The following is a 26,305-nucleotide window of genomic DNA, read 5'->3' on the forward strand; positions in this document are numbered from 1 at the left end:
TCTTGGCACAAATATCCCTGGGGGCCTTGGGGGCTGGCCCCCCATCCGGTGGCGCGACCACGCACGCGGGCATTGCGGACCAGCCACCAGATCCCGCCAAGGCAACCGCGGAACGCGTCTTGCCTGCCATGCCTCGCAACTCATGCTCTGCGACCCACGCCTTTCAACCCATGCCTTGCAACCCGGGGCCTGAAACGCATTATGGCCTTGCACATTTAAGGGAGGATACCATGCGTATTGCATTCACAGGCGGCACCGGAAAAGCAGGCAGCCATATCGTGCCCTGGTTGCGCAGCCGCGGCCATCGGGTGTTGAACCTTGATCTGAATGCGCCCCAGATCCCCGACAATCAAAGCATCGATCTGACCGACAGCGGTCAGGTGTTCAATGCGCTGTCGGGGTACTCCTGGTTTGATGAGCTGGACCTGCCGGAAAAGCCGCAATTCGATGCGGTGGTGCATTTCGCGGCTTTGGCCCGCATCCTGATCAAACCCGATAGCGAAACGTTCCGCGTCAATACGCTGTCGACCTACAACGTGCTGGAGGCAGCCGTGAAATTGGGCATTCCCAAGGTGATTTTTGCCTCCTCCGAAACTGCTTATGGCATTTGTTTTGCCCAGGGCGAAAAATTGCCGGACTATATCCCGGTCGATGAAGAACACCCGACCTTGCCGCATGACAGCTATGCCATGTCCAAGGTCTGTAACGAGGCCTGCGGCCGGTCGTTTCAGGCCCGCTCTGGCATCGACATCTACGGGCTGCGGATCAACAATGTGATCACTCCTGATGAATACCAACGCGCTTTCCCGGCCTTTGTCGCCGATCCGGCCCTGCGGCGGCGCAATATCTTTGGCTATATCGACGTGCGTGATCTGGGGCAGATGGTGGAACGGTGCCTGAAGACCGATGGATTGGGATATGAGGTGTTCAACGTCGCCAATGATGACCTGTCCACCGGCCTGACAAACGAAGAGGTACGGGCGCAATTTTATGCGGATGTGCCGGTCAAACGTGCGATGTCCGGCCATGACAGCATGTATTCAAACGCCAAGGCCAAAGACCTGTTGGGGTTTCAGCCGGAACACAGCTGGCGCGACGTGTTGGGCTGAGCCATGCGCAGTTTCGATCAGATCTTTGCACTGTCCGCCGCACGCAAGGGCGGTGCAGAGGCGCTAGAGGCCCATTTGGCGAAACCCAAATCACCAGAGGAACTGGCGGTGATTCCCGAATATCGCTGGTTGGCAGAGATGTCGCGCAATATCTTTCGCACCGGGTTGAGCTGGACGGTGATCGAAACCAAATGGCCGGGATTCGAACAGGCGTTTGACGGATTTGATGTCGGGCGCAATGCGCTGATGGATGACGCGACATTCGACGCCTTGCTGACGGATACGCGGATCGTGCGCCATGGTGCCAAGATCCAGTCGGTGCGCGACAACGCGGCCTTTCTTCTGGAGTTGCGTCAGGAGGGCGGTGTTGGCCATGTTCTGGGCGCCTGGCCAAATTCCGATTACATCGGCCTGCTCGACATGCTGAAAAAACGCGGCTCGCGGCTGGGGGCGTCGACCGGGCAATACAGCATGCGGTTCATGGGCCGCGACGGCTTTGTCCTGTCGCGCGATGTGGTGGCGCGGCTGGTCGCCGAAGGTGTGGTGGACAAGACGCCGACCTCGAAATCGGCGATGCGGTCTGTGCAGCAGGCGTTTGATCAATGGGCGGCAGAGTCGGGGCGGTCGCTGACCGAGATCAGCCGTGTGCTGGCGATGAGCATCGGCTGACCCGGCAAAAGGCGGGGAAAGGCCAGAAAAGACAGGGGGCCAGCCCCCTCGGCCTTTGGCCTCACCCCCGGGATATTTTGGGTCAGATGAAAGGCCCTTTGGGGGCGTATCTGTCAGGGTCTGACGGTTTCCAGTTCGAATTGCAGAAACAAGGGCACCGGGTCCGGGGTTTTCTTTTTGCGCGACAGGGAGATTGCGGCGCGGGTGGTGTCGCCAAATCCGGCTTCGTCCAGCAATGAGTTCAACCCGCTTTTATGTGTGATCGCGGCGGTGCGGGTGCGTTCGATTGCCGCCTGTTCGAGGAAGGACAGGTCTTCGACCTCGGAATGCGGTTCGGCGGGGGAAAAGACCACGATCACCCGCTCTCGTCCGAAGCTGGAGTCGGTGATCAGGATGTAATCTTCGTCCAGGGTGTCGCCGGGTTGCATCCGGCCATTGTCCATGAAGCTGATCGAATAATCCGAGCCAATGTAGAGAATGTTGAAATCCACCGGGCCTTTGGTGGTATTGCTGATGTGCAAGCCGATGGTGTCATTCGGCACCATACGCGGAACCTGGGCCCCGCTGAGCGGCTGTCGACTGTCGGGGGCAACGCTTTCGCTGCTGGTATCGAATCGGCCGCGCACCAGGTCGGCCTCGACCTCGACCGCTGTGGCCCCGGCGGTTGCGGCCCCGACCTTCATCAGGTTCAGTGCGCGCGACATGATCAGCAGATTTGTGGCGACGACATCCGCCAGTTCACCCGCGGTTTTGTCACCGGTGGATACCGATGGGACATTGGCCAATTCGCCGATATCCACAATGCCGGGGGCGGTCATGAACCAGAGCGCATCGGGCCGGGGGCTGTCGGCGAAAACCGCGAGGCGCACATCGGCCTGCGGGTCGCCGGCGGGGACAAACCGGATGCGCGGCCCGGTCAGGCCGGCCTCGCGGATGATCGCCAGCGCGGCGTCCAGCGCGGCGGCGGGGGCCGATCCCGGTGCAGGCAGGGCGACGTTCAACGACAGGTCAAGAACTGTGCCAACCTTGCGCAGCACTGCGCCGGGGGGCAGGGCGTCGAGATCGAAAACGCCAGCGGCCTTGGCAGAAAACGTGTCAGAGGAGGTCACGGTGAACCGCGCCAAGGCCTGATCGTCATTGTCGGCGGGAGAGGCCAGCAGGATCAATTCGGTGCCATTGTGCAGCCCGTGCAATTGCCCGGCGGCAAGACGCAAGGCATCGCCGTCACGCGTCGCCCCCCATTGTAGGATACGGTCGCCCATGGTGCGGCCAAAGACCGGCAGATCCAGGTTGCCTTCGAACAGGGGTGTCGTGCGGGCCAAGTTCTGCGTGCCGTATTTGCGCAGCACTTCCTGGGCCAGTTGGCGGTAGGTGATGCCGGGGCGTTCGGCCAGGGTTTCGAACAGCGTATAGGTGAACACACCTTGCAGGCGGCGGTCGGCCTGGCCTTTGGGCATGTTCTTTTCCGGGGTTGTTTCATTGGTCTGGGCCGCAAAGAAGGCCACCAGGTTGCCCATCTTGTCGCCGTCGGGTGTGGTTGAGACAACCGGCGGCGCGTCGCGGTCCCTGGGGTCGGGGGCGGCTTGGTTGGGAAGGCTGCGCGACTGGACCTCGGCGGCGGCCATGACATCGGCCGGAATATGCAGGGCACCGGCGGGCAGCTGGCGCATGTAGACTTCTTCGTCGTTGGGCGCGGCGCGTGTTGCCGTGCCGGAATGGCAGCTGTCAAACACCACCCAGACATCGGCACCGCGGGCGCGCAACCCGTCGATCATCGCGCCGATTTCATCGTCGACCAATGCGTTTTCGACCTGGCCTATGGTGTCGTTCCACGGGCCCACATCCACCGGCAGGAATATCTCGTCCAGGCCGTCAAGTTCGGTTGACGGATCCGCCGCCGGGGTTTGCGAACCATGGCCGGAAAAATGCAGATAGACAAAATCGCCGGCCGCGACTTCGGCGGTCAGCTCTGCAAATTCGGCGCGGATTGCGGCCAGTGTCGGAGCTTGGGCGCCTGCGCGGCCATCGGCCAGTACGGTGATGTTGTTGGGGTCGAACGGCAGGGCGGGATTGCTGGCCAGATATTGCGCCACCAGATCCACATCATTGGCCGGCCCCTTTAGCCAGAACCGTTTGTCCAGCGCCGGATAGGTGGAGGCCCCGATCAACAGCGCATGTGCCTCGCGCGCTAATGCGGTTGCCGGTGTAAGAAGGGCCAGAATGGCCAGCGCGCTTGCGGTCCGTTTCATCACCATCTCCTCAGTTGGTAATCAGGGAATAGCCGGAATGGGCACGCCCGCGATTGCGCACCACGATGGTAAAGGCCGCCTCTTGCGCCGGGGTCCAGCCGCAATGGGCGATCGCGGAAATGTCGGTGTCAGAACAGACCAGCCGCTGTTGTGCATCATAGACAAAGAGGTTGAGATCGGCGGCGCCTGTGCCTTCGACATAGACGTCGGCATATTCGCCGCCGCGATAGGTCATCGCCGGATAGGTGTCGGTGCCGCCATTGCGGATCGAGGTGATGGAATAGACTTGGCCACTGGACACGCCTTTGTCTTTTTCTGCACGGATGTCCTCGGCCAGACCAACAAGGATGGTGTCGGCGGGGGCCATGGCAATTGCGGTATCAAGGATGTCCTGCCAGCCCATGGGCGCGACATCGTCAAGCCCCTCAGGCGGTGGCATGTCCTTGGCCGGTTGGCGCGCGACCTTGCTCAGGGGGACCGATTTGCGCAGTTTGGCCGCCGCCAACAGCAACAGCGGATCTTCGGCTTCGATCCCGGCCAGAAACAACTCCGCCGACAAGGCCGCGATTTGCGCGGTGCTGCGTTCGGCCAGGGCGGGCGCGGATAAAAAGCCACAAGCAACCGTTGCGGCAGTCAGGTAACGGAACATCGAAATGCCTCCTCTGCGAAATATCTTGTGGGGGATATTGCGGGCGCGGCCCCCATTTTCAAAGGGTTTCTTGTGGCATTGCTGCACTTAACAGGTCTTTTCATGTGCCTTGCGACATTGGCACACTTACCTTCACTGCACCAAGATTTCCCCAGAGGAGCATTTGATGCAGACCCTGAAACTCACCCGGCAGATGCGATATATCCTGCCGTTCTTGTCGTTGTTGGCCCTGACGATACCGGCGGGGGCGACGGCATTGTGCCGCCCGGATCAGGCGGGATTGAAACGCGCGATGGCGGCCACATTGGTGGTGGCGGGGGCGGATCGTGACCGGCGGTTTCTTGGCTCGGCGGTGTTGTGGAACGATGGCCGTTTTGCCGTCACCGCCGCGCATGTGGTTGGCGAGCGGCGCCGGGTGCGGCTGCGCAATGCCTTTGGCTTGGAAGTGATTGCCGAGGTTGTCATCCTGGATGCTGCGCGCGATGTGGCCTTTGTCAAACTGGCCGAGGCCATCCTTGGCCGGGGGCTGGCCCTGCGCAGGACGGAACTGGCGCTGGGCGAACCGGTCTTTGCCATTGGTGCGCCGTTCGAGGCCGATCAAACCCTGACCGGCGGCATCATATCCGCCAAGGGGCGTCAGATTGATCCGGCTGTTCCGGTGTATCTGATTCAGCATGATGCGGCGATCAATGTCGGGTCATCCGGGGGGGCGCTGGTGGATTGTGATGGCAATCTGCTGGGGATCAACGCCGAGCTGGTGCGCAATTCGCGGTTCTACGCCGGCCTGTCTTATGCGTTGCCGGCCGCGCTGCTGGAGGCCACGTTCGACGGCGTCTTGCAGGATGTTCCGGTGATTGGCCTGCGCCTGCGTCCGGTCGACGGCATGATTGCCGAAGCGCTGGGGATCGCGGATCGCATGGGGCTGTTGGTGGATTATGTCGTGCCGGGCAGTGCGGCGGACACAGCCGGTATTCGCGCCGGTGACATCATTCTGGCCATTGATGGCCGGGCGATCCAGCGCGAGGGCGATTTCGCCCTGTTCATCGACGACCGCACGGGGTCGCAATCCGATGTCACCCTGATGCGGGGGCAGGATAAATTCCTTGTGACGCTGAAATTCATCATCGAAGGCGACAGCCTGATTTCCTCTGGCAGCTATGTGTTGGGCGCGCCGACCGCCGCCTTGTTGAACCATGTCGCGCCGGTGCCGGGCAAACGCTGTACATCGCTGAAGGATCTGGGGGTTATCCTGCGCGGTCGCCGGGTCAGCGAACTGGCCCCGACCAGCCCGGCCTATCTGGCGGGATTGTCGGTGGGCGATGAAATTCTGGCAATCGACGGTGTGCCGGTGGGCGACGCAGGTTTTGTGTGGCCAGAGATTGAGGGGCCTGTTGTCCTTCTTGTGCGGGGGGCAGGCGGTCAGACCCGGCATGTGGTCTTTGATCCGTTTTCAAATGAACAGGGGATGCGCCCCATCGGCGGGGCGGTTGTGCTTGACCCCGTTGTGATTACACTTTGATCAGGAGACAACGATGACACATGAGGTTATGACTCTGGACAACGACCAAGATCAACTGGCCGAGAAACCCCGCCGTATTCTGATCGTCGAAGACGATGCCGCCGCCGCGCGCGCCATGTCGGATGCCGTGGCGGATCTGGGCTGCGAGGCCATCGTGATGCGCAGCTATGGCGATGGGGTAAAGGCCGCCGGGCTGGCCGATTTTGCCGTCATCATCTTTGACCGGATGCTGCCCGGCGGTGACGGTGTGGACGCGATTGCCAAGATCCGCGCGGGCGGGTCGACGGCGCTGATCCTTGTGGTGTCGGCGCTGGGCCGCGCTGCGAACAAGATCGAGGGCCTGGAAAAAGGCGCCGACGACTATCTTGCCAAACCATTCGATCCCGAAGAGCTGCGCGCGCGATTGCGGGCCTTGTTACGGCGGCAGGAAATGACGGTGTTGGACAATGACCTGATTGCCTTTGGCGATCTGGAAATTCGGATGAAGGCCCGCACCGTGCATGTCAAAAACGACCATGTTGCTGTCAGCCCGAAAGAGTTCGAATTGATCACCTATTTTGCGCGCAACGCCGGGCAGGTGGTGACACGGATGCAGCTGCTGGAACATGTCTGGAACCTGCATTTCGACCCGCAAACCAATGTGGTGGATGTGCATGTTGGCCGGTTACGCCGCAAATTGGACACGGCGGCGGGCCGCCCGGTGATCCATACCGCGCGCGGCGAAGGCTATATCTTTGATCCGAACCGGGGGCATGCATGAAGCCGATGCGTTTGGCGCGCTCTGCCAGCCTGCGGCTGACACTGGCGATTGCCGGTCTTGTCCTGTTCATGGCGCTTTTGGCGATGGCGGTGCAATACCGTACTGCGTCGCTTGCGCTGGAACGGCAGCAAGATGCGCTGTTGAAATCCGACATCGACAGTTTTGCCGAATTATACGACCAGCGCCGCATTCCGGCGCTGCGTCAGGCAATTGTCGATCGCGCCGCCCAGACATCACAGGGTCAGGCGCTGTATCTGTTGCAGGATCGCGACGGCACCACCCTGGCCGGGAACCTCGCGGATTGGCCCCGGGATCTGCCCGCGATGGCCGGCGGCGTCAGCGAAGATGCGCCGCGCACCTTCACGCTTCCTGCCGGTGGGGTGGAATACAATGGTGTGGCGCGGGTGCTGCCGGGGGGCTTTCCGCTGCTGGTGGCGCGGGCCAATACGCTGACCTCTGATACCCTGTCGCAGATGCGCGGCACGATCCTGTGGATGGCCCTGGCGCTGGTCGGGATGGCGGCTGTAACGGGTGGGTTTGTCTCGCGGTTGGTGCTGCGCCGGATTGATGCGGTCAATGATCTGGCCGACCGGGTGGCGGGGGGCGATCTTGCGGCGCGACTGCCCGGTGTGCGCAGCCCGGATGAATTCGGCGCGCTCGAAGACCACATGCATTCGATGCTGGACCGTATTCAGAACCTCAACGCCGCGACCAACCGGTTGTCCGATGCCATCGCGCATGAGCTGCGCACGCCGCTGAACCGCATTCAGCAGAAGCTGGACAAGTTGGAGGGCCAGCCAGAGCTGGTGGCCGATATCCGCGGCGAACTGCGCGGAACGATCCGCATTTTCGACGCACTTCTGGATATTTCCGGCGCTTTGGCCGAACAGGGGCAGCGCCCCGGTCTGGTGCCGCTGGACCTTGGCGAAGTCGCGGCAGAGGTGTTTGATCTTTATGAACCGGTGGCGGAAGAAGCCGGATTGACCTGCCGGTTCGGCGCAGAGCCGGGTCTGCACATGCTGGGCGACAGGTCGCTGTTGGCCCAGTTGATGTCCAATCTGCTCGATAATGCGATCAAGTTCTGCAACCCCGGCGACACCATCACCCTGACCGCTCGCGACATTAGGGGTTTTCACATTCTGGAAGTGTCGGACACCGGCCCCGGCGTGCCGGCCGATCTTCAGGATGATCTTTTCGAACGTTTCACACGGGCCGAACGCGATCGTGACAAGGCCGGTCATGGCCTTGGTCTGGCCCTGGTTCAGGCGATCGCTGCCCGCCATGGTGCCAAGCTGGATCTGCCGCGCAAACCGAAAGGTTTTGCCATTACCATCGCATTCCCTAAGCTTGACGGGCAATTAATTGATTCGTGAGCGAATTTCATGCTTCGAAGGGGGGTTGCAGCGCTTGGTTTGATGGTGGGCTTGAAGCTTGCTCTGGCCAGCTGCGCTGCATTGAATAAACCGCTGAACCTGGCCTTGGTTGCTGGGGGTGCGGATGGGGGGAATCCACCGTTTGTCGGCATTGATCCGTCTGCGGAGGGCGAGGTCTATGTCGGGCTGGCGTTTTCCGGTGGCGGCATGCGGGCCTCGGCCTTTGCGCATGGCGTGCTAGAGGAATTGCGCGCATTGTCGCGGTCCGATCAGAACCCCTATGGCGTGCTGTCTGATGTGCGTCTGGTCACCGGCGTGTCCGGTGGGTCGGTGACGGCGGCGCATTTCGGTCTGTACGGGCCGCCCGCGGTCGATGGCTATCGCGAGAAATATCTGATCACCAATGCCGAAAAATACATGGCCAATTCGCCGCTCAACCCGATGACGCTGGTGCGGGGATTGTCCGGCGGGGCCAATGGGCGGCGCACTTTTGGTCGGTATCTGGACGAGGTGCTTTTTCAGGGTGCAACATTCGGCGATATGGCGCGGCGGTCCCATATCAAGACCTGGATCAACGCCACCGATGTCGCCAACAAGGTCACCTTTCTGTTCAGCCCCGAAACCTTTGATGCGCTCTGTTCCGATCTGTCGAAATTTCCGCTGTCGGATGCGGTTGCGGCGTCGGCGGCCTTTCCGCTGGTGTTTTCGCCCATCGTGCTTGAGGCGCATTCCGGCAAATGTGATTACACCGAACCCGACTGGCTGACCGCTGCGCGTCACAACCCCGAGGCCACGGCGGCCATGGTCGCCCATGCCGAGGCGTTGGAAAGTTATGCCACCGGCAAGGATGTGAAATACCTGAAGCTGCTGGACGGTGGCATCACCGATAATTTCGGCACCACCGGTTTGGCGGTGGAACGCGCCCGCGCCGAAAACCCCTATGCGCCGCTGACGCCCGCCGAAGCGGTCAAGATGAAACGCGCGCTGTTTCTGGTGGCGGATGCCGGGACGCGGCGCGATCTGGGGTGGACATCGCGGCTGCGCGGGCCGGGCGGGGTGCAGCTTGCGATGTCGATTGCAAATGCCTCCATGGGGGCGGCGTCGCGCACCGGCTATGATGCGATGCGGCTGCAAATCTCTGATTGGGAACGTGATCTGGTGAGCTATCGTTGCAGCCTTGGCGCGGCAGAGGTGCGGCGGCTGCGCGGAAGTTCCAAGGGCTGGGATTGCCGGGATGTGAAATTCTTTGTCGGGCAGGTTTCGTTCCGGGGGTTGCCGGGCGAGATGCGCAGTGAGCTGGACGAAATTCCCACACGACTGCGCCTGAAGGTGGATCAGGTGGACAAATCGATCCAGGCTGGCCGTCTGTCTACGCGAGCAAATGCTCAGGTTCAGGGGTTCCTGCGCGCGGCCGGCTATGTCGAAACCGATCCGCTGTTGGCGCGCGGCCCCGGTCCCGGTCCGCGCCGTATCGCCCCCTTGCGGAAAGAATGACAAATGCGGTCAGTGTGGCAGAGAGGCTTGATGGGACGGCGAAATCGGACAAGATTAACGTCATGACACGAAGCATCCTGCATATATCCTTTCTTGCCCTGACCTGTGGGCTTGCGGCCCCGGCCAACGCCGAGATCCGCGCGCTTCTGGTTGGGGTCTCGGACTATCAATATCTGGACGCTGATCTGCGCGGTCCGGCCAATGACGTCGGGCTGATGGCGCGGGCGCTGATTGCGCGCGGTGCACATGCGGCGGATATTACCGTGCTGGCCGACCCTTCGGCGCAATTGCCCGAAGGCGTGGCCAATGCCGGCCTGCCAACCCGTGATGCGATCCTGTCCGGGCTGGACGCTCTGGCGTCCACCGCGACGGATGCCACCCATGCCGTGTTCTATTTTTCCGGTCACGGCACCCAGATGCCCGACGCCAACGGGGATGAACAGGGTGGTTTTGACGAGATTTTTCTGCCCGTGGATGCGCGCGGCTGGTCCGGTGCGGCGGGCATGGTGGAAAACGCCATTGTCGATGATGAGCTGACGACAAAGATGCAGGCCATTCTTGATACCGGTGCGCAACTGGTGGCGATGCTGGATGCCTGTCATTCCGAAACCGGTTTTCGCGCTTTGCCCGATGATCCCGCCGCGCCGGTCGCGCGTTACATTGCGCCGGCGCTGCTGAACCTGCCCGACGGTCTGCCCGCGGATCTGCCAGAGGTCACAGAGACGCTGCCACCGGCGGCACCGCTGACCGGCGATTTTGTCTTTCTTTATGCGGCACAATCCAACCAGCGGGCGTTTGAATACCCGATGGGCGACCCGGCTGATGACGCCAATTGGTACGGTGATTTTACCCGCACCGTGGCTGGCGCATTGGAAAGCGGCGCGGCGCTGACCTGGGGCGATGTGCTGCAAAATGCGATGGCGGAAATGAATGCCAATTCCCCGGCCACCCAAACACCGGATGCCGAAGGCACATTGCTGGCCAGCGCGGTGTTGGGGCAAACCGAACCGGTGCCCGCCGCGATCCGCCTGACAGGTGGAAAGTTGCAATCCGGCAGTCTTCAAGGGGTCCAGAACGGCGCGGTTTACGAGGTCCTCGACAGCCCCGGCGGCACGCTTTTGGCCGAGGTGACGGTGACCGGTGTCACGCCGACATCCGCCACTCTTACCAGCGCAACCCGCGTGCCGGGGCGGGGATTTGCCCGGTTGAAAACGCCGGGCCGCCCGGATCCGCTGCGCATTGCCGGGCCGATTGTGGCCGACGGCGCCGACTATAGCGCCTTTCTGGCCGAGATTGCCCGCCTGCGCGCCGCCGCCGCGCCCGATGGCGTACAGTGGAGCGAGGCCGGCCCGGCGGAATTCACCCTTGTGCTGACGGGGGGTGCGCTTGCACTGGCCGGGCGCGACGGGGTTGTCGACGGGGCAGGGGCCGACAGCGCGCCGCGCGCCAGCGACCCGGCGAACCTTCATGATTTCCTGGATCGTGCCGCGCGCACTTTGAGGTTGCGCGCGGCGGTGTCCCAGGTCTCGTCCGGGCGCACCGGGCTGTCGCTTTCGGGCTTTGGTCCGAAATACCGGCTGAGCCACATCGCCGTCACCGACCCGGATGCCGCCTGCGACACCGGCGCGGTGCAGGACGAACGCCCTGTGTCGAAAACCGTGGTGGTCACCCATTGCGATCAGCTTTGGCTCAGCGTGCATAATCCGTCCAACACGCCCCGGGATGTGACCGTACTTTATATTGATGCCGACAATCGCATCACCGCGATCTGGCCGGAACAGGGCCTGTCGAACCGCGTCGGTTTTGACGAAGAGATCGAGGTCGGCCTGTTGGTCCAGAACCCTGAACCCGCCCGAAACGGGGTAGAGGAAATTCTGGTGCTTGCGGTCCCGGCCAAGGACATGTCGCCGCGCACGGTGCTGACCGCCCTGGCCGATCCCGCCCCGACCCGCGCCATCCCGAAAGAGGCCTCTGGCAGCGTGTCCTGGCTTTTGCAGGCGTCCCTGCCGGATGCTGCGACCCGCAACCTGACATTGCCCGGCGCCATGTCGGCCTTGGAAGTGACGCGGTTTTCCATCAAACTGGAGCCCGATTAACCAACAACAACACAACAACAGCACGGGGCTCTGCCCGTTCGAACCATATTCCATACTCAATAAACATAGGATTGATTGCTATGACCCACACCAAAACCTTTCTGGCTGCTGCTTTGACAGGGTTGATGACCCTGAGCAGCACCGCCATGGCTCAGGACAACAGCGAAGACGGGATGATGGCCGACCCGAACAAGGCCAACCCATTTGCCTTTGCCTCTTCTGATGCCAAAAGCACAATGCTGGACGAACAGATGGCCGCAGCCGAGGCCGCAGGCGACCGTGTGGTCGGCGGCGAAGTGGCCGGCGACGGCGCATGGCCCTGGCAGGTTGCGCTGATGGTGGCAGGCCAGCCAACAACCCCCGACGCCCAATTCTGTGGCGGCTCGATGGTGCTCGACAACTGGGTGCTGACCGCGGCGCATTGCGTGTTCATGCCCGATGGCAACGGCGGTAATTTCCTGCTTGATCCCAGCCAGTTCGACATTCTGGTCGGCACCAACACCATTGCCGATGGCGCGGGGGAACGCGTGGCCGTTGCCGGGGTGTTCCGTCACCCGGAATATGACCCGCGTCTGTTCAACAACGATATTGCGTTGATCAAACTGGCGAGCACACCAACCGTGTCTTACCAGACGATCAATGTCCCGGATTCCGAATTTGGCGAGGTCATCGACCAACAGGGTATCCCGACCATCGTGACCGGTTGGGGTCTGGTGAATGGTGCCAAACGCACCGACGTGATGATGCAGGCGGAAATTCAGATCCTGTCGCGCGAAGCCTGTAACAACGCGATGATGGAGGCCCGCGCCAACTTTGCCGCGCCGCGTCTGGTCGAGGCTGCAAATGTGTTCCAGCTGGATCAATCGCAAACCGATGAAGTCTGGCAGGAAATGCTGGCGCGTGCGCCGCTGCCGCTGTCGCCTAACATGCTGTGTTCCGGTACTTTCGAAGGTGGCAAGACCTCTTGCCAGGGCGACTCCGGCGGTCCGCTGGTCGTGCCATTGGACGACGGCAGCTATATTCAGGCCGGTGTTGTCAGCTGGGGTCTGGTGGGCAATGGATCGACCACCTGCGCCGAAGACGCTTATTTCTCGGTTTATACCAAGGCTTCGAAATTCGTGCCTTGGCTGAACCAGACCATCAGCGCCAACTAAGACGACATGGGGCGCCTTACGCATATCCTTTGCCGGGCCAGCATCGTTCTGGCCCGGCTTTTTTGCGCCGGTGTTTCGCCGCGCGCGGCGGGCGGTGTCATGGGCGGTGTCACGGGCATGTGCCGTGGGGCGATGACGGGGCTGCGGCGGGGATGTGTCATCCTGATGCTGCTGGCGGCACCTTTGGCGGCGCAGGATGCAAATGATGCCGGGGATGTGCCGCCGGAACCGGGGCTGCCGACCCCGAACGAGGTGCTGGCCGATGTCGACAAGGGCATCAAGCTGGCGCAACAGGGCGACATGACTGCGGCCTATGAAATTCTCGACCGGGTTAATCAAATCACCTACGAACATGACTACCCCGGCCTTTCCAAACATTACCCGAACCTCGGTTTGGCCTATTACAATTATGAACAACGCGATTGGTCCGAGGTGCTGCGGTTTTCCGCTTCGGTTGCCACCGGGTTGTCGTCAGACGGATTTCCCGATCATCCCTATCGTATCGCGGCCAGCGCGTTGCAGGGGGCGGCGCTGCGGATGCAGGTCCGGCTGCCAGAGGCAGAGATCATCCTGCGCAATGCCGTCGCCGAAAGCCGTGGCAGACCGGAACTGGCCGGGATTCATGGTCTGGCGTTTTACCATCTTGGCATGGCTGTGACCGATCTTGACCGCGACGACCGGGATGAGATCACTTCGGCCTTTCTTAATGAATGGAGCAGCGACTGGCTGGTGTCCCTGGAAGAGGCGCTGATCCTCAATTACCGCGATATTGTGAATGACAAGAGACGGCAGGGCGACATGCCACGTGCCATCCGCCGCACCCGCAATCTGGTGGCGGCCACCGCCGCCGCCGAAGATATCGACCTGCGTCGCGTGGCGGGGTTCCGGGGCTATCTGGGCGTCTTGATGGCGGAATCCGGTGAATGGGACACTGCGCTTGGCTATCTGCAACAGGAATATGATTATTACCGTGACGTCGGCATCACCGGCACCGATCTGAATGAAAACATTCTGTATCTCGGTCAGGTGCTGCGCTATGGTCGCGACCCGCAAGAGGGGTATCAGTTCTTTGAGGATGAAATCGCGCTGGCCCGCCAAACCGGTGCAGAGCCTGTCTATATCGCGCGGTTCCTGACGCAGCAGGCGCATATTGCCAAATTCCTCGAAGATATTGATGATGCGCAGCGGCTCTATCGCGAGGCTTATGCCGAGGTGCGCAGCGTTGATCGTGCCAACCACTGGGTGGCCCGGGGGGTGCGCAAATACATCGACCTCGATCATCCCGGCATGAAGGATTTTGCCTTTGCCTCGGAACTGGGGGCGATTGATGCGGTCCAGTTTGACCTTGCCCCTGACGGCGCCGATGTGCTGCGCCTGTTCTTCGAAGGCAATTATCTGGCGCTGGATGCGGTGCTGGCGCGGTTCGAGGACGAGGGCCGTTCCGAAACCATCGAATACCAATTGAACCGGGCGCTCTATCTGGCGGTGATCGGCAAATACCACGAAAGCCTGACGCTGCTTGACCGGGCCCGGCGCACCGCGCGCACCACCAACGGCGGTGGCGTTGCGGCCAATGCGCTGATTTTTGATCAGATCGAAGTGATCGCCAAGGTCTGGGGCACGGGCCATGAACCGGAAACCGCACAGGGCGCGCTGGACCGGATGCGGGCGCGGTTGCCGAACATGACGGATGGGGAACGCAGCCTTTATCATGCGCTGTTGGCGTTCAAACATTTCCGGTTGAGCCATTACGCCGAAATGCAGGCGATCCTGGAGATTTGGTTCGCCGAATATGGCCGCACGCGGACAACCGGGATCTGGGACATCTATGCCGCCACGGTCATCATGGAAATGTCCTTTGGCAATATGGACGAGGCCCTGAACGAAGCTTTGTTGGCGGATACGTTGAGCGCGCTCAAGACCTATCCCACCATGACCCTGGCGCGGGATTATCTGCGGCTGGTCAAGGTGCTGAATTCGCGCAAGGGCATTTTTTCGGATGAGGCCATGGTCGAATTGGGCACCTTGGTCGCCAGCATCGGCGGCTCTGTGCCGCGCGATCATTCGATGCTGGCCGCGACGCAATTCGGGCTGGCCAATGCGCATGGCTGGCGTGGCAATCGCGAGGAATCCTTGCATTGGCTGCGCGAAACTGCCGCGACGCTGCGGGCATCCCCCTATTTCCGCGAGGATGTGAATTCCTTTCTGCTGGCGCGGCAATCCCGCATGTTGCGCGAATTGGGCCGTGTCGACGAAGCGCATTCCATCGCGCAAGAAGCGTTGAAGGCGATTGATCCGCGCACCGCCCGGCTGGATCTGATTGGCGAGATCTATCAAAATACCGCGCTTGCGCTCAAGGATCGGACAAACAACGACCACAAGGTCGTGGCCTTTCTGGATACCGTATTGGATGACCCAGAGGTTTTTGCGCGTTTCACACCGATGGATCAGGTGGGATTGCTGCGGATCAAGGCGGATTCTTTGGCCAATTACGCCGAACTTTCGGAAATTCTTGCAACGCTGGATCGCGCCGCATTGGTGATGGAGGATTCCGATCTGGACTGGCGGTTGCAGCAATCCAGCCTCTACTGGTCGCGCGCGATTGCGAATTACTGGAATGATGCGACCGGAGAGGGGCTGTTGGATATGATGTACAGCAATGACATCTATGTCGAATGGCTGGCCTCGATCCGGGCGTCTTCCGGGGCAGAGGGGGTGGACCCCGACGGATTTCGTCTTCGCGCCGATTGGGAGGCGCTGATCGGTTGGGATTACGCCCAAACATTGCCGCCTGATCCGCAATGAACCGCGCCGGGCCCAAACGCACATTCGGGTGGGCCTTGGGCGCGGGATCTGGTTTGGCGGTGATGCTTCTGTTGTTCGGTCGCGCGGGGCTGGTGGGCTGGGCGCTGCATTGGATCGGCAGGGCGATCTGGAACAGGCCGAGCTGATCTTGCGCGCCGCAGTGACAGACAGCCGCGATGATCCGGGGCTGCATGCCTATCACGGTCTGGCGTTGTATCGTCTGTCGCGGGTTGTCACCTTGTTGGACAGCAGCGATTAGCGTGCGATCCGGGCGGATTTCCTGACGCGCTATTCATCCGCCTGGCGGGTGATGCGCGGGCTTGGCGATGTGACGCTGGCCAATGATCTCTATTTCCAATGGGCTGCGGACAACGCCCTGACCGCGACCGATGTGGCGGGAACCTTTCGCCTGCGCGCCGCGACAGAGGCGGCGATTGGCTAGGATCTGATGTAGTCACTGCCGGAATAATGCCGCTGTGTCGTTGCCTGCGATGTGCTGTACTGGGGCTGGCACCCCATGCGCAAACCGCGATCAGCCGTCGAGGCCGCCCTCGCCAACCACCACAAACGGCGCCCAGATGCGCGGATGGGCAAAGCGATCTTCGCTGGTGTCATCGAGGATGTCCAACGTTGACTGCTGTAGCGCCACGGCCCGGCCGCGGGCATCGGGCGCATACATCCGGTCCAGCATGCCGGTGGTCAGGACCGAAGCGGCATAATCATCAACCGGCCAATGCGACACAAGGATGGCCCGCGCGCCCGCATAGATGAAGGCCCGCGCCAAACCCGAAAGCCCTTCGGCCCCCGGCGTGCCATCCGATCCGGCGGTGTCACAGGCCGACAGGATCACCAAATCGGCAGAGAGTTTGAGTTGCGCCGCCTCTGATGCGGTCAACAGCGCGTCGTCCTGTGAGGATGGCGTCACCGGCGGGGTGAACACCAGCGCCGGTTCACTAAGGCCGGGCAGGCCGTCGGCCAACAATCCATGGGTGGCAAAGGCCACCACATTTGCGCCGCTCATGTCCAGCGATTTGACGGCGGTTTCGGTGGCGGCGCGGGCAAGGAAAACACTGTCGTCCGGCGCGCCCATCGTTGCCGCCAACCGTCGCAATTCGCGCGCGGTATTGGGCAGCGGGGCCAGATCGGCGACCTTGCGCACATCTTCATAGATGCCCCGGGTGACAATCCTGTCGGCATCGTTCTGCGCCTCTGTCGCGTCTGCCACCAACCGATACCCGAGCAGAGGATCGCCAAATCCCACAAAGGACGGCGCGTCGGCCCGCTGTTGTCTTGCATGGCTGACTTGCCGCAGCGAGCGCAACGCCGAAACGTTGGGCAGGGTGGTCAGCGCGTGACGTCGCAAGAGCCAGTCGGTCTCGCGCAGCGCCTGGGGCGCGGTATCTTCGCCGGTCGGCGGGCGGGTCACCAGAACAGCGGGCGGAAGGGACGTCAGCGGGCCATCAAAGACCACCATCAAATGGGCCTTGTCGGCAATCACCTGTTCCAGCGGCGCCAGCGTCTGGCGGTAGATTTCATGCGCTGCACCGCGATCAAACCCGTCAACCCGGGCGGTTCGCTTGTCTTTGTTCAGCGACAGCCCGGCGCGGTTGTCGACCTCGACCCGCAATTGCCCGCGCAGGGTCTGGACCAGCCCGGCAACCGCCTCACGGCCGATTTCGGCACGGGTCCAGGCGCTGGCGCTGTCGGAAATTGCCCAGGTGTAGGTGTATGTGGCTTCGGTCAATGTCATGACCAGCGCCTCGTCCGGGCGCAACAATGCCTGAAGCTCGGCAATCGCCAGCGGGGCGGGATTGGTCAATTCGCGAAATTCCGGGAATTCGGCGGTCAGTTGGCTGTCCAGTGATTGCAACCGCTTGCGTCCGGCTTCGATTTTTGCCCGCAACTGGTCGACGGCGGTTTCCGCGTCTGCGCCGGGTTGGGCCGCATATTCCGCCAGGCTGGCGCGTTGTTTGGTGATGGCGGCGGAAATATCCTGTTGTTCCCGCAACAGCGCCTGCAGACCTGCGCTGCCGGCGGCGATACGTCCGGCGGCCTTGGCCAGAGCTTCGCCGGCAGAGGACGCCTGGGCGCGCTGGGCCGAAACAAACACCCGATCGCGGATTTCCGCCCGGGTCAGCGCCGCCACAGGGGCGGTGATCAAGGTCAAGAAGGTGAGGGAACAAAGTAATGTTTTCAACATGGTATCCCCTGTTTCGCGGAGCTGAAAGGCCGGTTTGTCTGCGCATCAGGCTGGTGATCAGTTTGTCATGAAACACCCGCCAGACAAAGCCCCTTCTCGATGACAAATTCGGTTCAGGCGACTTTACGGAGATAGCGGTAACTGCGGCCTTTTGTCTTAGTTCGCAACAATGTTACGCTCTCATCAACAGAGGAGGGGGCCTGGCACGAATCATATTTAGTTTAATGTTCAACTAACCGCTATGCGTCTGGCGCATGAACGATATGCGTTTGCCGGTCTACGTAGCGGAACCCTGGTATGCTAGATCCACCTCAACAAACGAAGGCCAAGAACGGGCCCGTAAATCGACGTCGGATTATGGATGTCATGCGGGATGGTTTAAGGTTAAACAATGGCGCGGCACGGCGCGCAGTAAGGGAAGAGGATACATGACAGACCAGCCCTCCGATATTGATCCGGTCGAATCCCGCGAATGGCAGGACGCCATTGAGGATGTGATCGAACGCGACGGTGCGAACCGCGCGCATTACCTGCTTGATAAAGCGGTGCAGAGCGCGCGCGCAGCCGGTGCCACATTGCCATTTTCGGCAACCACGCCGTACCAGAATACCATTCCGGTCGATGACCAGTATGAATTCCCGGGCGATCTGGAAATGGAGTGGCGCATCCGCACCATCAACCGCTGGAACGCCATGGCCACCGTCGTGCGCCGCAACAAGGTCAGCAGCGAATATGGCGGTCACATTGCCAGCTTCGCCTCTTCGGCGGCGATGTATGACATTGGTCTGAACCACTTCTGGCGCAGCAAATCCGCGATCCACGGCGGCGATCTGGTGTTCTTTCAGGGGCACGTGATCCCCGGGATCTATGCGCGGTCCTTCATGGAAGGTCGCATCACCGAAGAGCAGCTGGAAAATTTCCGCTCTGAGGTCAACGGCAACGGTTTGTCGTCTTACCCGCACCCTTGGCTGATGCCTGATTACTGGCAGTTCCCCACCGTTTCGATGGGTCTGGGACCGCTTATGGCGATCTATCAAGCGCGGTTCATGAAATACATGCACAACCGCGGCCACATCGACATGGCCGACCGCAAGGTCTGGTGCTTCCTTGGCGATGGCGAGATGGACGAGCCGGAAAGCCGTGGCGCGATTGATCTTGCTGCACGCGAAAAGCTCGACAATCTGATCTTTGTCGTCAACTGCAACCTGCAACGCCTTGATGGCCCTGTGCGCGGTAATGGCAAGATTGTTCAGGAACTCGAAGGTGGGTTCCGTGGCGCGGGCTGGAACGTGATCAAGCTGCTCTGGGGCAAAGGCTGGGATGACCTGCTGGAGCGCGACACATCGGGCAAGCTGCGTCAGTTGATGGAAGAAACCGTCGACGGCGACTATCAGACGTTCAAATCCAAGAACGGTGCGTATATCCGCGAGCATTTCTTTGGCAAATACCCGGAAACCGCCGCGCTGGTCGAAGACTGGTCCGACGACCAGATCTGGGCGCTGCGCCGTGGGGGCCATGACCCCGAAAAGGTCTATACCGCCTTCAAGAAAGCCTCTGACACCAAGGGCCAGCCAACCTGTCTCTTGATCAAAACGGTCAAAGGTCACGGCATGGGCAGCGCTGGCGAAGGCCAGAACACCACCCACCAGCAGAAGAAGATGAACGAGGAACAGCTGCGTGCCTTCCGTGATCGTTTCCAGATCCCGGTGTCGGACGAAGATGTGGCCAAAGCCCCGTTTGTGGCGCTCAACAACTCGCAAAAGGCCTATCTGGCAGACCGGCGCAAGGCGCTGGGTGGCGAGTTCCCGAAGCGTTTCACCGATTCACCTTCGCTGGAAATCCCCTCGCTCGACGCCTTCAAGGGGCAGCTTACCGGCACTGGCGAGCGTGAAATTTCCACCACCATGGCCTTTGTCCGTATCCTGACCACGCTTCTGCGGGACAAGAAAATCGGCAAAAACGTGGTGCCGATCGTGCCGGATGAAAGCCGCACGTTCGGGATGGAGGGTCTGTTCCGTTCGGTTGGTATCTACAACCCGCTGGGCCAGCAATACACGCCGCAAGACCGCGATCAGATGTCTTATTACAAGGAATCCGAATCCGGTCAGGTGCTTCAGGAAGGCATCAACGAGGCCGGCGCCATGGCCGATTGGATTGCGGCGGCAACGTCTTATTCCAACCACGGCGTGCCGATGATCCCGTTCTTCATCTACTATTCGATGTTCGGGTTCCAACGCATCGGCGATCTGGCTTGGGCGGCGGGCGATTCGCGCGCACGTGGTTTCATGCTGGGCGGCACTGCGGGGCGCACCACGCTGAACGGCGAAGGTTTGCAGCATGAAGATGGCCACAGCCATATCCTTGCCAGCACAATCCCGAACTGCATCAGCTATGACCCGACCTTCCAGTTCGAGGTAGCGGTGATCGTGCAGCACGGTCTGAAACGGATGTACGAAGATCAGGAAGACGTCTATTTCTACCTGACCCTGATGAACGAAAACTACAGCCATCCTGATATGCCGATGGGTGTAGAGGCCGACATCATCAAGGGTCTTTACCGCTTCTCCAAGACCGAGAAACCGGGCAAGAAACACGTCAACCTGATGGGGTCCGGCACGATCCTTGTGCAGGCGTTGAAAGCGGCGGAAATGCTGAAGGAAGACTTCGGTGTGACCTCTGACATCTGGTCGGCGACCAGCTTCAACGAATTGGCCCGCGACGTGCAGGATTGCGCCCGCTACAACCGTTTGAACCCGCTAGAGGCCGAACAGGTGCCGTTTGTGACCGAACAATTGAAACAGGCCAAAGGCCCGATCATTGTCGCCACCGACTATATGAAGAACTACGCAGAGCAAATCCGCGCTGCCGTGCCGAACCGCTTTTCGGTGCTGGGCACCGATGGCTTTGGCCGGTCCGACAGCCGGGTGAACCTGCGCCGCTTCTTCGAGGTGGATGCAAATCACATCGCCGCTGCGGCCATGGTCGATCTGCACCGTGAAGGTGCGATCTCCAAGGCGGATCTGCAAAAGGCGCTCACCAAATACGAAATCGACGGCGGCAAGCCGAACCCGCGGCTGGTCTAAGCGCGGCGGATACGAGGAGAATCCATAATGGCAATCGAAGTAAACGTTCCCGACATTGGCGATTTTGACAATGTGCCGGTCGTGTCGATTTTGGTCAGTGTCGGCGACACCGTGGCCGAAGAAGATCCGCTGCTTGAACTTGAAAGCGACAAGGCAACCATGGAAGTGCCTTCGCCCGCCGCTGGTGTGGTGAAGGAAATCAAGGTGGCAGAAGGTGACAACGTGTCCAAGGGCACGCTGATCATGTTGCTCGAAGGCGAGGGCGCCGCAGCGGCCCCCGCCGCCCCGGCAGAGGCCCCCAAAGCGGCAGCCCCGGCCGCCGCACCTGCGCCAGCAGCGGCGGCCCCAACACCGGCCCCAACACCGGCCGCAGTGACCGACGCCGGTTTCGGCAAGGCACATGCCTCGCCTTCTGTACGGGCCTTCGCCCGGCAGTTGGAAATTGATCTGTCCAAGGTCAACGGATCGGGCCGCAAGGGCCGCATCCTGCGCGAAGACATCACCGCTTTCCTGAAGTCCTCGACCGCTGCGGCCCCTGCCGCCGCTGGTGGTGGCGCATCGGGCGGCATGGGCATCCCGCCCATTCCTGTGGTCGATTTCTCGAAGTTCGGCCCTGTCGAAGACGTGGAAATGCCCCGGATCAAAAAGATCTCGGGCCCTGCGCTGCACCGGTCCTGGCTGAACATCCCGCATGTCACCCACAACGACGAAGCGGACATCACCGATCTGGACAAATACCGCAAGGAAATGGACACGCACGCCAAGGAAAACGGCTATCGCGTGACATTGCTTTCTTTCGTGATCAAGGCATCGGTCTCGGCGTTGAAAACCCACTGGGAGTTCAATTCGTCGATCCACCCCGATGGCGACAAGCTGATCAAGAAGGATTTCTACAACATCGGCTTTGCGGCAGACACGCCCAATGGTCTGATGGTGCCGGTGATCAAGGATGCGGATCGCAAGGGTCTGGTCGACATCTCCAAGGAACTGATGAGCCTGTCCAAAGCCGCCCGTGAAGGCGAGCTGAAATCCAAGGATATGCAGGGCGCGACCTTTACCATTTCGTCGCTTGGCGGCATCGGGGGCACATCGTTCACACCGATCGTCAACGCACCCGAGGTGGCCATCCTTGGTCTGACACGGTCGAAAATGGCACCGGTCTGGAACGGCGAAGAATTCGTGCCGCGCCTGATGCAGCCACTTTCGCTGTCTTATGACCACCGTGCCGTCGATGGCGCGCTTGCCGCACGGTTCACCGTGACGCTCAAGACGCTGCTCGGCGATATGCGCAAGTTGATGTGGTAAGGAGAGACATCATGGAGATCAAAGTACCCGATATTGGTGATTTCGATGCGGTCCCCGTTGTGTCGATCCTGGTTGCGGTGGGCGACACCGTGGCCGAGGAAGATGCGCTGATCGAATTGGAATCCGACAAAGCAACGATGGAAGTGCCATCGCCAGCGGCCGGTGTGATCAAGGAAATCAAGGTTTCCGAAGGTGACAAGGTCGGCGAAGGTTCGGTCATCATGGTGCTGGAAGCGGCCGGGGCAGACGCGGGGGCCACAGACACCCCCGCCGCCGCACCCGCCGCTGCGGCCCCACAGACGGTTGCCGCCACTGGCACCGCCTCTGGCCCGGGCGACGTTCACGCCGAGGTGGTTGTTCTTGGATCCGGCCCCGGTGGTTACACCGCCGCGTTCCGTGCGGCTGACCTTGGCAAGAAGGTCGTGCTGATCGAAAAAGACCCCTATCTTGGCGGTGTCTGCCTGAACATCGGCTGCATTCCGTCAAAGGCCCTGCTGCACGTCGCCAAAGTGATCACCGAAGCCGAAGAAATGTCCGCCCATGGCGTCACATTCGCGAAGCCAAAGATCAACCTGGACGAGCTGCGCAGCTTCAAGGAAAGCGTTGTCAATCAGCTGACCGGCGGTCTCAAAGGTCTGTCCAAGGGCCGCAAGGTCGAAGTGGTGCAAGGTTACGGCAAATTCACCGGTCCCAACATGATCGAGGTCACCGGCGAGGATGGCGTGAAAACCGTGTCCTTCGACCAATGCGTGATTGCGGCAGGCTCGGAACCGGTCAACTTGCCCTTCATCCCGGAAGACGACCGCATTATCGATTCCACCGGTGCGCTTGAACTGGCGGATGTGCCAAAACGCATGCTGGTTCTGGGCGGTGGGATCATCGGCCTTGAAATGGCCTGTGTCTACGACGCCTTGGGATCAAAGATCACCGTCGTCGAGTTCATGGATCAGATCATCCCCGGCGCGGACAAGGACATCGTTAAACCGCTGATGACCCGTATCAAGGGCCGTTACGAAAACATCCTCCTCAAGACCAAAGTGACCGCCGTGGAGGCCCAGAAAAAGGGTCTCAAGGTCACCTTCGAGGATGACAAAGGCGAAACCAGCACCGACACATTCGACAAGATTCTGGTTGCCGTGGGCCGCAAACCCAACGGCAAACTGATCGACGCCGAAAAGGCCGGTGTGGCGGTGGATGACCGCGGCTTTATCGCCGTCGACAGCCAGCAAAAGACCGGCGTGCCGCATATCTTCGCCATCGGCGATGTGGTGGGCCAGCCGATGCTGGCGCACAAGGCCGTCCACGAAGGCAAGGTTGCCGCCGAAGTGGCCGCAGGCCACAATCGCCATTTCGACGCACGGCTGATCCCCTCGGTGGCTTATACCGACCCCGAAGTTGCCTGGGCCGGCATCACCGAAACCGAAGCCAAAGCCAAGGGCATCAAGTTCGAAAAGGGCGTTTTCCCCTGGGCAGCCTCCGGCAAGGCGCTGTCAAATGGCCGCTCCGAAGGCATGACCAAACTGCTGTTTGATCCCGAAGACGACCGGATCATCGGCGGGCTGATCGTCGGCACCAATGCCGGTGATCTGATCGCCGAAGTGGCCTTGGCCATCGAAATGGGCGCGGATGCGGTCGACCTTGGCCATACCATCCACCCGCACCCAACGCTGAGCGAAACAGTGAACTTTGCGGCGGAAATGTTCGAAGGCACAATCACCGACCTGATGCCGCCGAAAAAGAAAAAGCACTAAACATATAAAGAAAAAGGACCGGGCATCGCGCCCGGTCCTTTGCTATTCGATCCGAAAAATCTCAAAGCACCCCACTTCGACCTTTCTCCTGGTCAAAATATCCCGGGGGTGAGGCCACAGGCCGAGGGGGCTGGCCCCCTCCTTTCTGCCGTCAATTTTGCCTCTCAATCGCGCCAGATCAGGCGACGTTTTCCAACGTTCCCTTTGGCGTCACACCCAGTGCAAAACACACATCGCGGGTCAATTCTGGCTTGTTCAAGGTGTAGAAATGCAGGGCGTCCACACCTTCCCCAATCAGCGTATCGCACATCTCTGTGCAAAGCGTGGTTGCCAGCAAATCCTGACGATTGTCGCGCTCCGCCGTGGCAAAGGCTTCTTCCACCCAGGCGGGGATCGGCGTGCCGCAGCGGCGGGCGAAATTCCGTGTGCCCTTCCAGTTCTCGATCGGCAGAATGCCCGGTGTGATCGGCGCGGTGATCCCCGCCTTGGCGCAACGGTCACGGAAGCGCAGAAATGTTTCGGCCTCAAAAAAGAACTGCGTGAGCGCCTCATCGGCACCGGCATCGATCTTGCGCTTCAACCATTCCACATCCGCCGCTTCATCCGCGGCTTCGGGGTGTTTGTCGGGGTAGGCGCCGACGCGAATGGTGAAATCACCGCTGTCGGCCAGCGCTGAAATCAACTCACATGAATCGCGAAAACCCGCTTCATGGGCGGTAAACCCATCTGCGCCTTTGGGCGGATCGCCACGCAGCGCCACGATGTCATTGACCCCGGCCTTGGCGAATTCACCCGCAATGCCCAGCGTTTCTTCCCGGCTGGCGTTCACACATGTCAAATGCGCCGCCACTTTCAACCCGCTGGATTTATGCAAGGTTGCGACCGCATCACGGGTCAATTCTCGGGTTGTGCCACCGGCACCATAGGTCACCGAAACAAAGCGCGGATCAAGCGGCGCCAACACCTGTACTGTGTCCCACAGCCGGAATGACCCTGCCAGATCGCGTGGCGGGAAAAATTCAAAAGAGACGGCGGGGACGGTCATGATGGCGATTCCTGTCAAAGTTTCCACCTTGTCGCAGATGTGCCCATGTGAGACAAACTCATAAATCTCATCAAGGTTATGAGTTGGGCAACAGGATTGGCGGATATGCATATCGAATTTCGACACCTGCGCACGATCAGGGCGATACACGAAGCGGGCGGTCTGGCCAAGGCAGCCGACCAGCTGAATATCACGCAATCCGCTTTGTCTCACCAGATCAAGGGCTTGGAGGATCAGGCCGGGGTCGAGCTGTTTGTCCGCCGTTCAAAGCCGATGAAATTATCTGCCGCCGGCATGCGCCTCTTGCGGGCTGCGGAGAAGATTCTGCCAGAGATCGAGACCCTGCAAGCGGAATTCAGCGGCTTGCGTGATGGCAAATCCGGGCGCCTGCATATCGCGATTGAATGCCATGCCTGTTTTGAATGGCTTTTTCCGGTGCTCGAGGCCTTTCGAAAGTCCTGGCCAGATGTCGATGTCGACATTCGCCCGGGGCTCGCCTTTGACGCGCTGCCCGCGCTGCAAAAAGAAGAGGTCGATCTCGTGGTCTCGTCCGACCCGGAAAGCCTGGCGCATGTCGAATTCGCCGAACTCTTTGACTATGCACCGGTTTTTGTCGCGTCCAAGGATCACCCCCTGGCGCAGAAACCCTATGTCGACGCCGAGGATTTTCGCGGTCAGACCCTGATTACCTATCCGGTGGAACGCAGTCGACTGGATGTGTTCAGCCAGCTTCTGATCCCCGCCCGCGTGGAACCGGCAGCGGTGCGTCAGGCCGAGCTGACCGCCGTCATTCTGCTTTTGGTGGCATCAAATCGCGGCGTTGCGGTGCTGCCGGATTGGGTGGTGCGCGAGGTCAAATACAATTCCGACTATGTCACCCGCCCGCTGACACAGCAGGGTCTGACGCGCAGGTTATATGCCGCCATCCGCAAGGATGACGCCGAAAAACCCTATATGACTGACCTGATTGCACTGGCCCGAAGCGAGGCAAACAGGCTTCAGGCACAATAACACCCGCAGGAAAAGGCGAGGACGCCCGCAAGG

At 60.8% G+C, this 26,305-nt stretch carries 19 protein-coding genes; 15 read left to right on the forward strand and 4 right to left on the reverse strand.

Annotated elements, in window-relative coordinates; genetic code table 11:
• The first annotated feature begins 230 nt into the window (after positions 1-230).
• Positions 231-1,109: an NAD(P)-dependent oxidoreductase gene (locus tag Q4577_RS14905; RefSeq protein WP_303470519.1), complete on the forward strand. Its 879-nt coding sequence runs from the start codon at positions 231-233 to the stop codon at positions 1,107-1,109.
• 3 nt (positions 1,110-1,112) lie between these two features.
• The gene (locus Q4577_RS14910) at positions 1,113-1,778 is read left to right on the forward strand and encodes a DNA-3-methyladenine glycosylase I (RefSeq protein ID WP_303470516.1); all 666 of its coding nucleotides are present in this window, start codon (positions 1,113-1,115) and stop codon (positions 1,776-1,778) included.
• A gap of 113 nt (positions 1,779-1,891) precedes the next feature.
• Here Q4577_RS14910 and Q4577_RS14915 read toward each other — a convergent pair whose 3' ends face one another.
• Together Q4577_RS14915 and Q4577_RS14920 are read right to left on the reverse strand one after the other, a co-directional pair.
• Positions 1,892-4,027 (reverse strand): caspase family protein, encoded by a 2,136-nt coding sequence (locus Q4577_RS14915; protein ID WP_303470513.1) that lies wholly within the window; start codon positions 4,025-4,027, stop codon positions 1,892-1,894.
• Between the two features lie 10 nt (positions 4,028-4,037).
• Positions 4,038-4,676 (reverse strand): hypothetical protein, encoded by a 639-nt coding sequence (locus tag Q4577_RS14920; RefSeq protein ID WP_303470510.1) that lies wholly within the window; start codon positions 4,674-4,676, stop codon positions 4,038-4,040.
• Positions 4,677-4,842: 166 nt separating this feature from the next.
• On the opposite strand from Q4577_RS14920, the gene Q4577_RS14925 reads away from it, so the two are divergent.
• The 9 genes from Q4577_RS14925 to Q4577_RS14965 all read left to right on the forward strand — a co-directional run bounded on the left by Q4577_RS14925 (position 4,843) and on the right by Q4577_RS14965 (position 16,319).
• Entirely contained in the window at positions 4,843-6,195 is a 1,353-nt protein-coding gene (locus Q4577_RS14925) for a trypsin-like peptidase domain-containing protein (RefSeq protein WP_303470508.1), read from the forward strand.
• A gap of 13 nt (positions 6,196-6,208) precedes the next feature.
• Positions 6,209-6,955, forward strand: coding sequence for a response regulator transcription factor (locus Q4577_RS14930; protein ID WP_303470506.1), 747 nt, complete (start codon positions 6,209-6,211; stop codon positions 6,953-6,955).
• On the forward strand, positions 6,952-8,328 hold the full coding sequence (locus Q4577_RS14935; protein ID WP_303470504.1) for a HAMP domain-containing sensor histidine kinase: 1,377 nt from the start codon (positions 6,952-6,954) through the stop codon (positions 8,326-8,328). Before Q4577_RS14930 ends, Q4577_RS14935 begins: the two co-directional genes overlap by 4 nt.
• Before the next feature lie 51 nt (positions 8,329-8,379).
• Positions 8,380-9,822: a patatin-like phospholipase family protein gene (locus Q4577_RS14940; protein WP_303470502.1), complete on the forward strand. Its 1,443-nt coding sequence runs from the start codon at positions 8,380-8,382 to the stop codon at positions 9,820-9,822.
• A gap of 62 nt (positions 9,823-9,884) precedes the next feature.
• Positions 9,885-11,918: a caspase family protein gene (locus Q4577_RS14945; RefSeq protein ID WP_303470501.1), complete on the forward strand. Its 2,034-nt coding sequence runs from the start codon at positions 9,885-9,887 to the stop codon at positions 11,916-11,918.
• Positions 11,919-11,998: 80 nt separating this feature from the next.
• Complete coding sequence (locus Q4577_RS14950; protein WP_244691586.1) at positions 11,999-13,072, forward strand: serine protease; 1,074 nt, start codon at positions 11,999-12,001, stop codon at positions 13,070-13,072.
• 6 nt (positions 13,073-13,078) lie between these two features.
• The gene (locus Q4577_RS14955) at positions 13,079-15,877 is read left to right on the forward strand and encodes a hypothetical protein (protein WP_303470498.1); all 2,799 of its coding nucleotides are present in this window, start codon (positions 13,079-13,081) and stop codon (positions 15,875-15,877) included.
• Between the two features lie 28 nt (positions 15,878-15,905).
• Positions 15,906-16,136 carry a hypothetical protein gene (locus Q4577_RS14960; protein WP_303470496.1) on the forward strand — a complete coding sequence of 77 codons (231 nt, stop codon included), beginning with the start codon at positions 15,906-15,908 and terminating at the stop codon, positions 16,134-16,136.
• A gap of 51 nt (positions 16,137-16,187) precedes the next feature.
• Positions 16,188-16,319, forward strand: a complete 132-nt coding sequence (locus Q4577_RS14965) for a hypothetical protein (protein ID WP_303470494.1) — start codon at positions 16,188-16,190, stop codon at positions 16,317-16,319.
• Positions 16,320-16,409: 90 nt separating this feature from the next.
• Here the strand turns inward: Q4577_RS14965 and Q4577_RS14970 are convergent, their stop codons facing one another.
• On the reverse strand, positions 16,410-18,077 hold the full coding sequence (locus tag Q4577_RS14970; protein ID WP_303470492.1) for a CHAT domain-containing protein: 1,668 nt from the start codon (positions 18,075-18,077) through the stop codon (positions 16,410-16,412).
• Between the two features lie 428 nt (positions 18,078-18,505).
• Here Q4577_RS14970 and aceE point away from each other — a divergent pair, with 428 nt between their 5' ends.
• From aceE to lpdA, 3 genes are read left to right on the forward strand one after another with little or no spacing between them, the layout of a single operon-like run.
• Positions 18,506-21,160, forward strand: coding sequence for a pyruvate dehydrogenase (acetyl-transferring), homodimeric type (gene aceE / locus Q4577_RS14975; RefSeq protein WP_303470489.1), 2,655 nt, complete (start codon positions 18,506-18,508; stop codon positions 21,158-21,160).
• Between the two features lie 27 nt (positions 21,161-21,187).
• On the forward strand, positions 21,188-22,465 hold the full coding sequence (gene aceF / locus Q4577_RS14980; protein ID WP_303470486.1) for a dihydrolipoyllysine-residue acetyltransferase: 1,278 nt from the start codon (positions 21,188-21,190) through the stop codon (positions 22,463-22,465).
• Positions 22,466-22,476: 11 nt separating this feature from the next.
• Entirely contained in the window at positions 22,477-24,216 is a 1,740-nt protein-coding gene (gene lpdA, locus Q4577_RS14985) for a dihydrolipoyl dehydrogenase (RefSeq protein ID WP_244691601.1), read from the forward strand.
• A gap of 178 nt (positions 24,217-24,394) precedes the next feature.
• Here the strand turns inward: lpdA and metF are convergent, their stop codons facing one another.
• Complete coding sequence (gene metF / locus Q4577_RS14990; RefSeq protein ID WP_244691603.1) at positions 24,395-25,261, reverse strand: methylenetetrahydrofolate reductase [NAD(P)H]; 867 nt, start codon at positions 25,259-25,261, stop codon at positions 24,395-24,397.
• Between the two features lie 105 nt (positions 25,262-25,366).
• Here metF and Q4577_RS14995 point away from each other — a divergent pair, with 105 nt between their 5' ends.
• Positions 25,367-26,272 carry a LysR family transcriptional regulator gene (locus Q4577_RS14995; RefSeq protein WP_244691606.1) on the forward strand — a complete coding sequence of 302 codons (906 nt, stop codon included), beginning with the start codon at positions 25,367-25,369 and terminating at the stop codon, positions 26,270-26,272.
• Positions 26,273-26,305: the final 33 nt, after the last annotated feature.

It is taken from the genome of Marinovum sp. 2_MG-2023, from assembly GCF_030548265.1.
Taxonomy (GTDB): Bacteria; Pseudomonadota; Alphaproteobacteria; order Rhodobacterales; family Rhodobacteraceae; genus Marinovum.

Excerpts from the sequence above, each read along its gene's own strand:
- Q4577_RS14905 (WP_303470519.1), top strand. The coding sequence starts at position 231 with ATGCGTATTGCATTCACAGGCGGCACCGGAAAAGCAGGCAGCCATATC.
- Q4577_RS14910 (WP_303470516.1), top strand. The coding sequence starts at position 1,113 with ATGCGCAGTTTCGATCAGATCTTTGCACTGTCCGCCGCACGCAAGGGC.
- Q4577_RS14915 (WP_303470513.1), bottom strand. The coding sequence starts at position 4,027 with ATGAAACGGACCGCAAGCGCGCTGGCCATTCTGGCCCTTCTTACACCG.
- Q4577_RS14920 (WP_303470510.1), bottom strand. The coding sequence starts at position 4,676 with ATGTTCCGTTACCTGACTGCCGCAACGGTTGCTTGTGGCTTTTTATCC.
- Q4577_RS14925 (WP_303470508.1), top strand. The coding sequence starts at position 4,843 with ATGCAGACCCTGAAACTCACCCGGCAGATGCGATATATCCTGCCGTTC.
- Q4577_RS14930 (WP_303470506.1), top strand. The coding sequence starts at position 6,209 with ATGACACATGAGGTTATGACTCTGGACAACGACCAAGATCAACTGGCC.
- Q4577_RS14935 (WP_303470504.1), top strand. The coding sequence starts at position 6,952 with ATGAAGCCGATGCGTTTGGCGCGCTCTGCCAGCCTGCGGCTGACACTG.
- Q4577_RS14945 (WP_303470501.1), top strand. The coding sequence starts at position 9,885 with ATGACACGAAGCATCCTGCATATATCCTTTCTTGCCCTGACCTGTGGG.
- Q4577_RS14950 (WP_244691586.1), top strand. The coding sequence starts at position 11,999 with ATGACCCACACCAAAACCTTTCTGGCTGCTGCTTTGACAGGGTTGATG.
- Q4577_RS14955 (WP_303470498.1), top strand. The coding sequence starts at position 13,079 with ATGGGGCGCCTTACGCATATCCTTTGCCGGGCCAGCATCGTTCTGGCC.
- Q4577_RS14965 (WP_303470494.1), top strand. The coding sequence starts at position 16,188 with ATGCGCGGGCTTGGCGATGTGACGCTGGCCAATGATCTCTATTTCCAA.
- Q4577_RS14970 (WP_303470492.1), bottom strand. The coding sequence starts at position 18,077 with ATGTTGAAAACATTACTTTGTTCCCTCACCTTCTTGACCTTGATCACC.
- aceE (WP_303470489.1), top strand. The coding sequence starts at position 18,506 with ATGACAGACCAGCCCTCCGATATTGATCCGGTCGAATCCCGCGAATGG.
- aceF (WP_303470486.1), top strand. The coding sequence starts at position 21,188 with ATGGCAATCGAAGTAAACGTTCCCGACATTGGCGATTTTGACAATGTG.
- lpdA (WP_244691601.1), top strand. The coding sequence starts at position 22,477 with ATGGAGATCAAAGTACCCGATATTGGTGATTTCGATGCGGTCCCCGTT.
- metF (WP_244691603.1), bottom strand. The coding sequence starts at position 25,261 with ATGACCGTCCCCGCCGTCTCTTTTGAATTTTTCCCGCCACGCGATCTG.
- Q4577_RS14995 (WP_244691606.1), top strand. The coding sequence starts at position 25,367 with ATGCATATCGAATTTCGACACCTGCGCACGATCAGGGCGATACACGAA.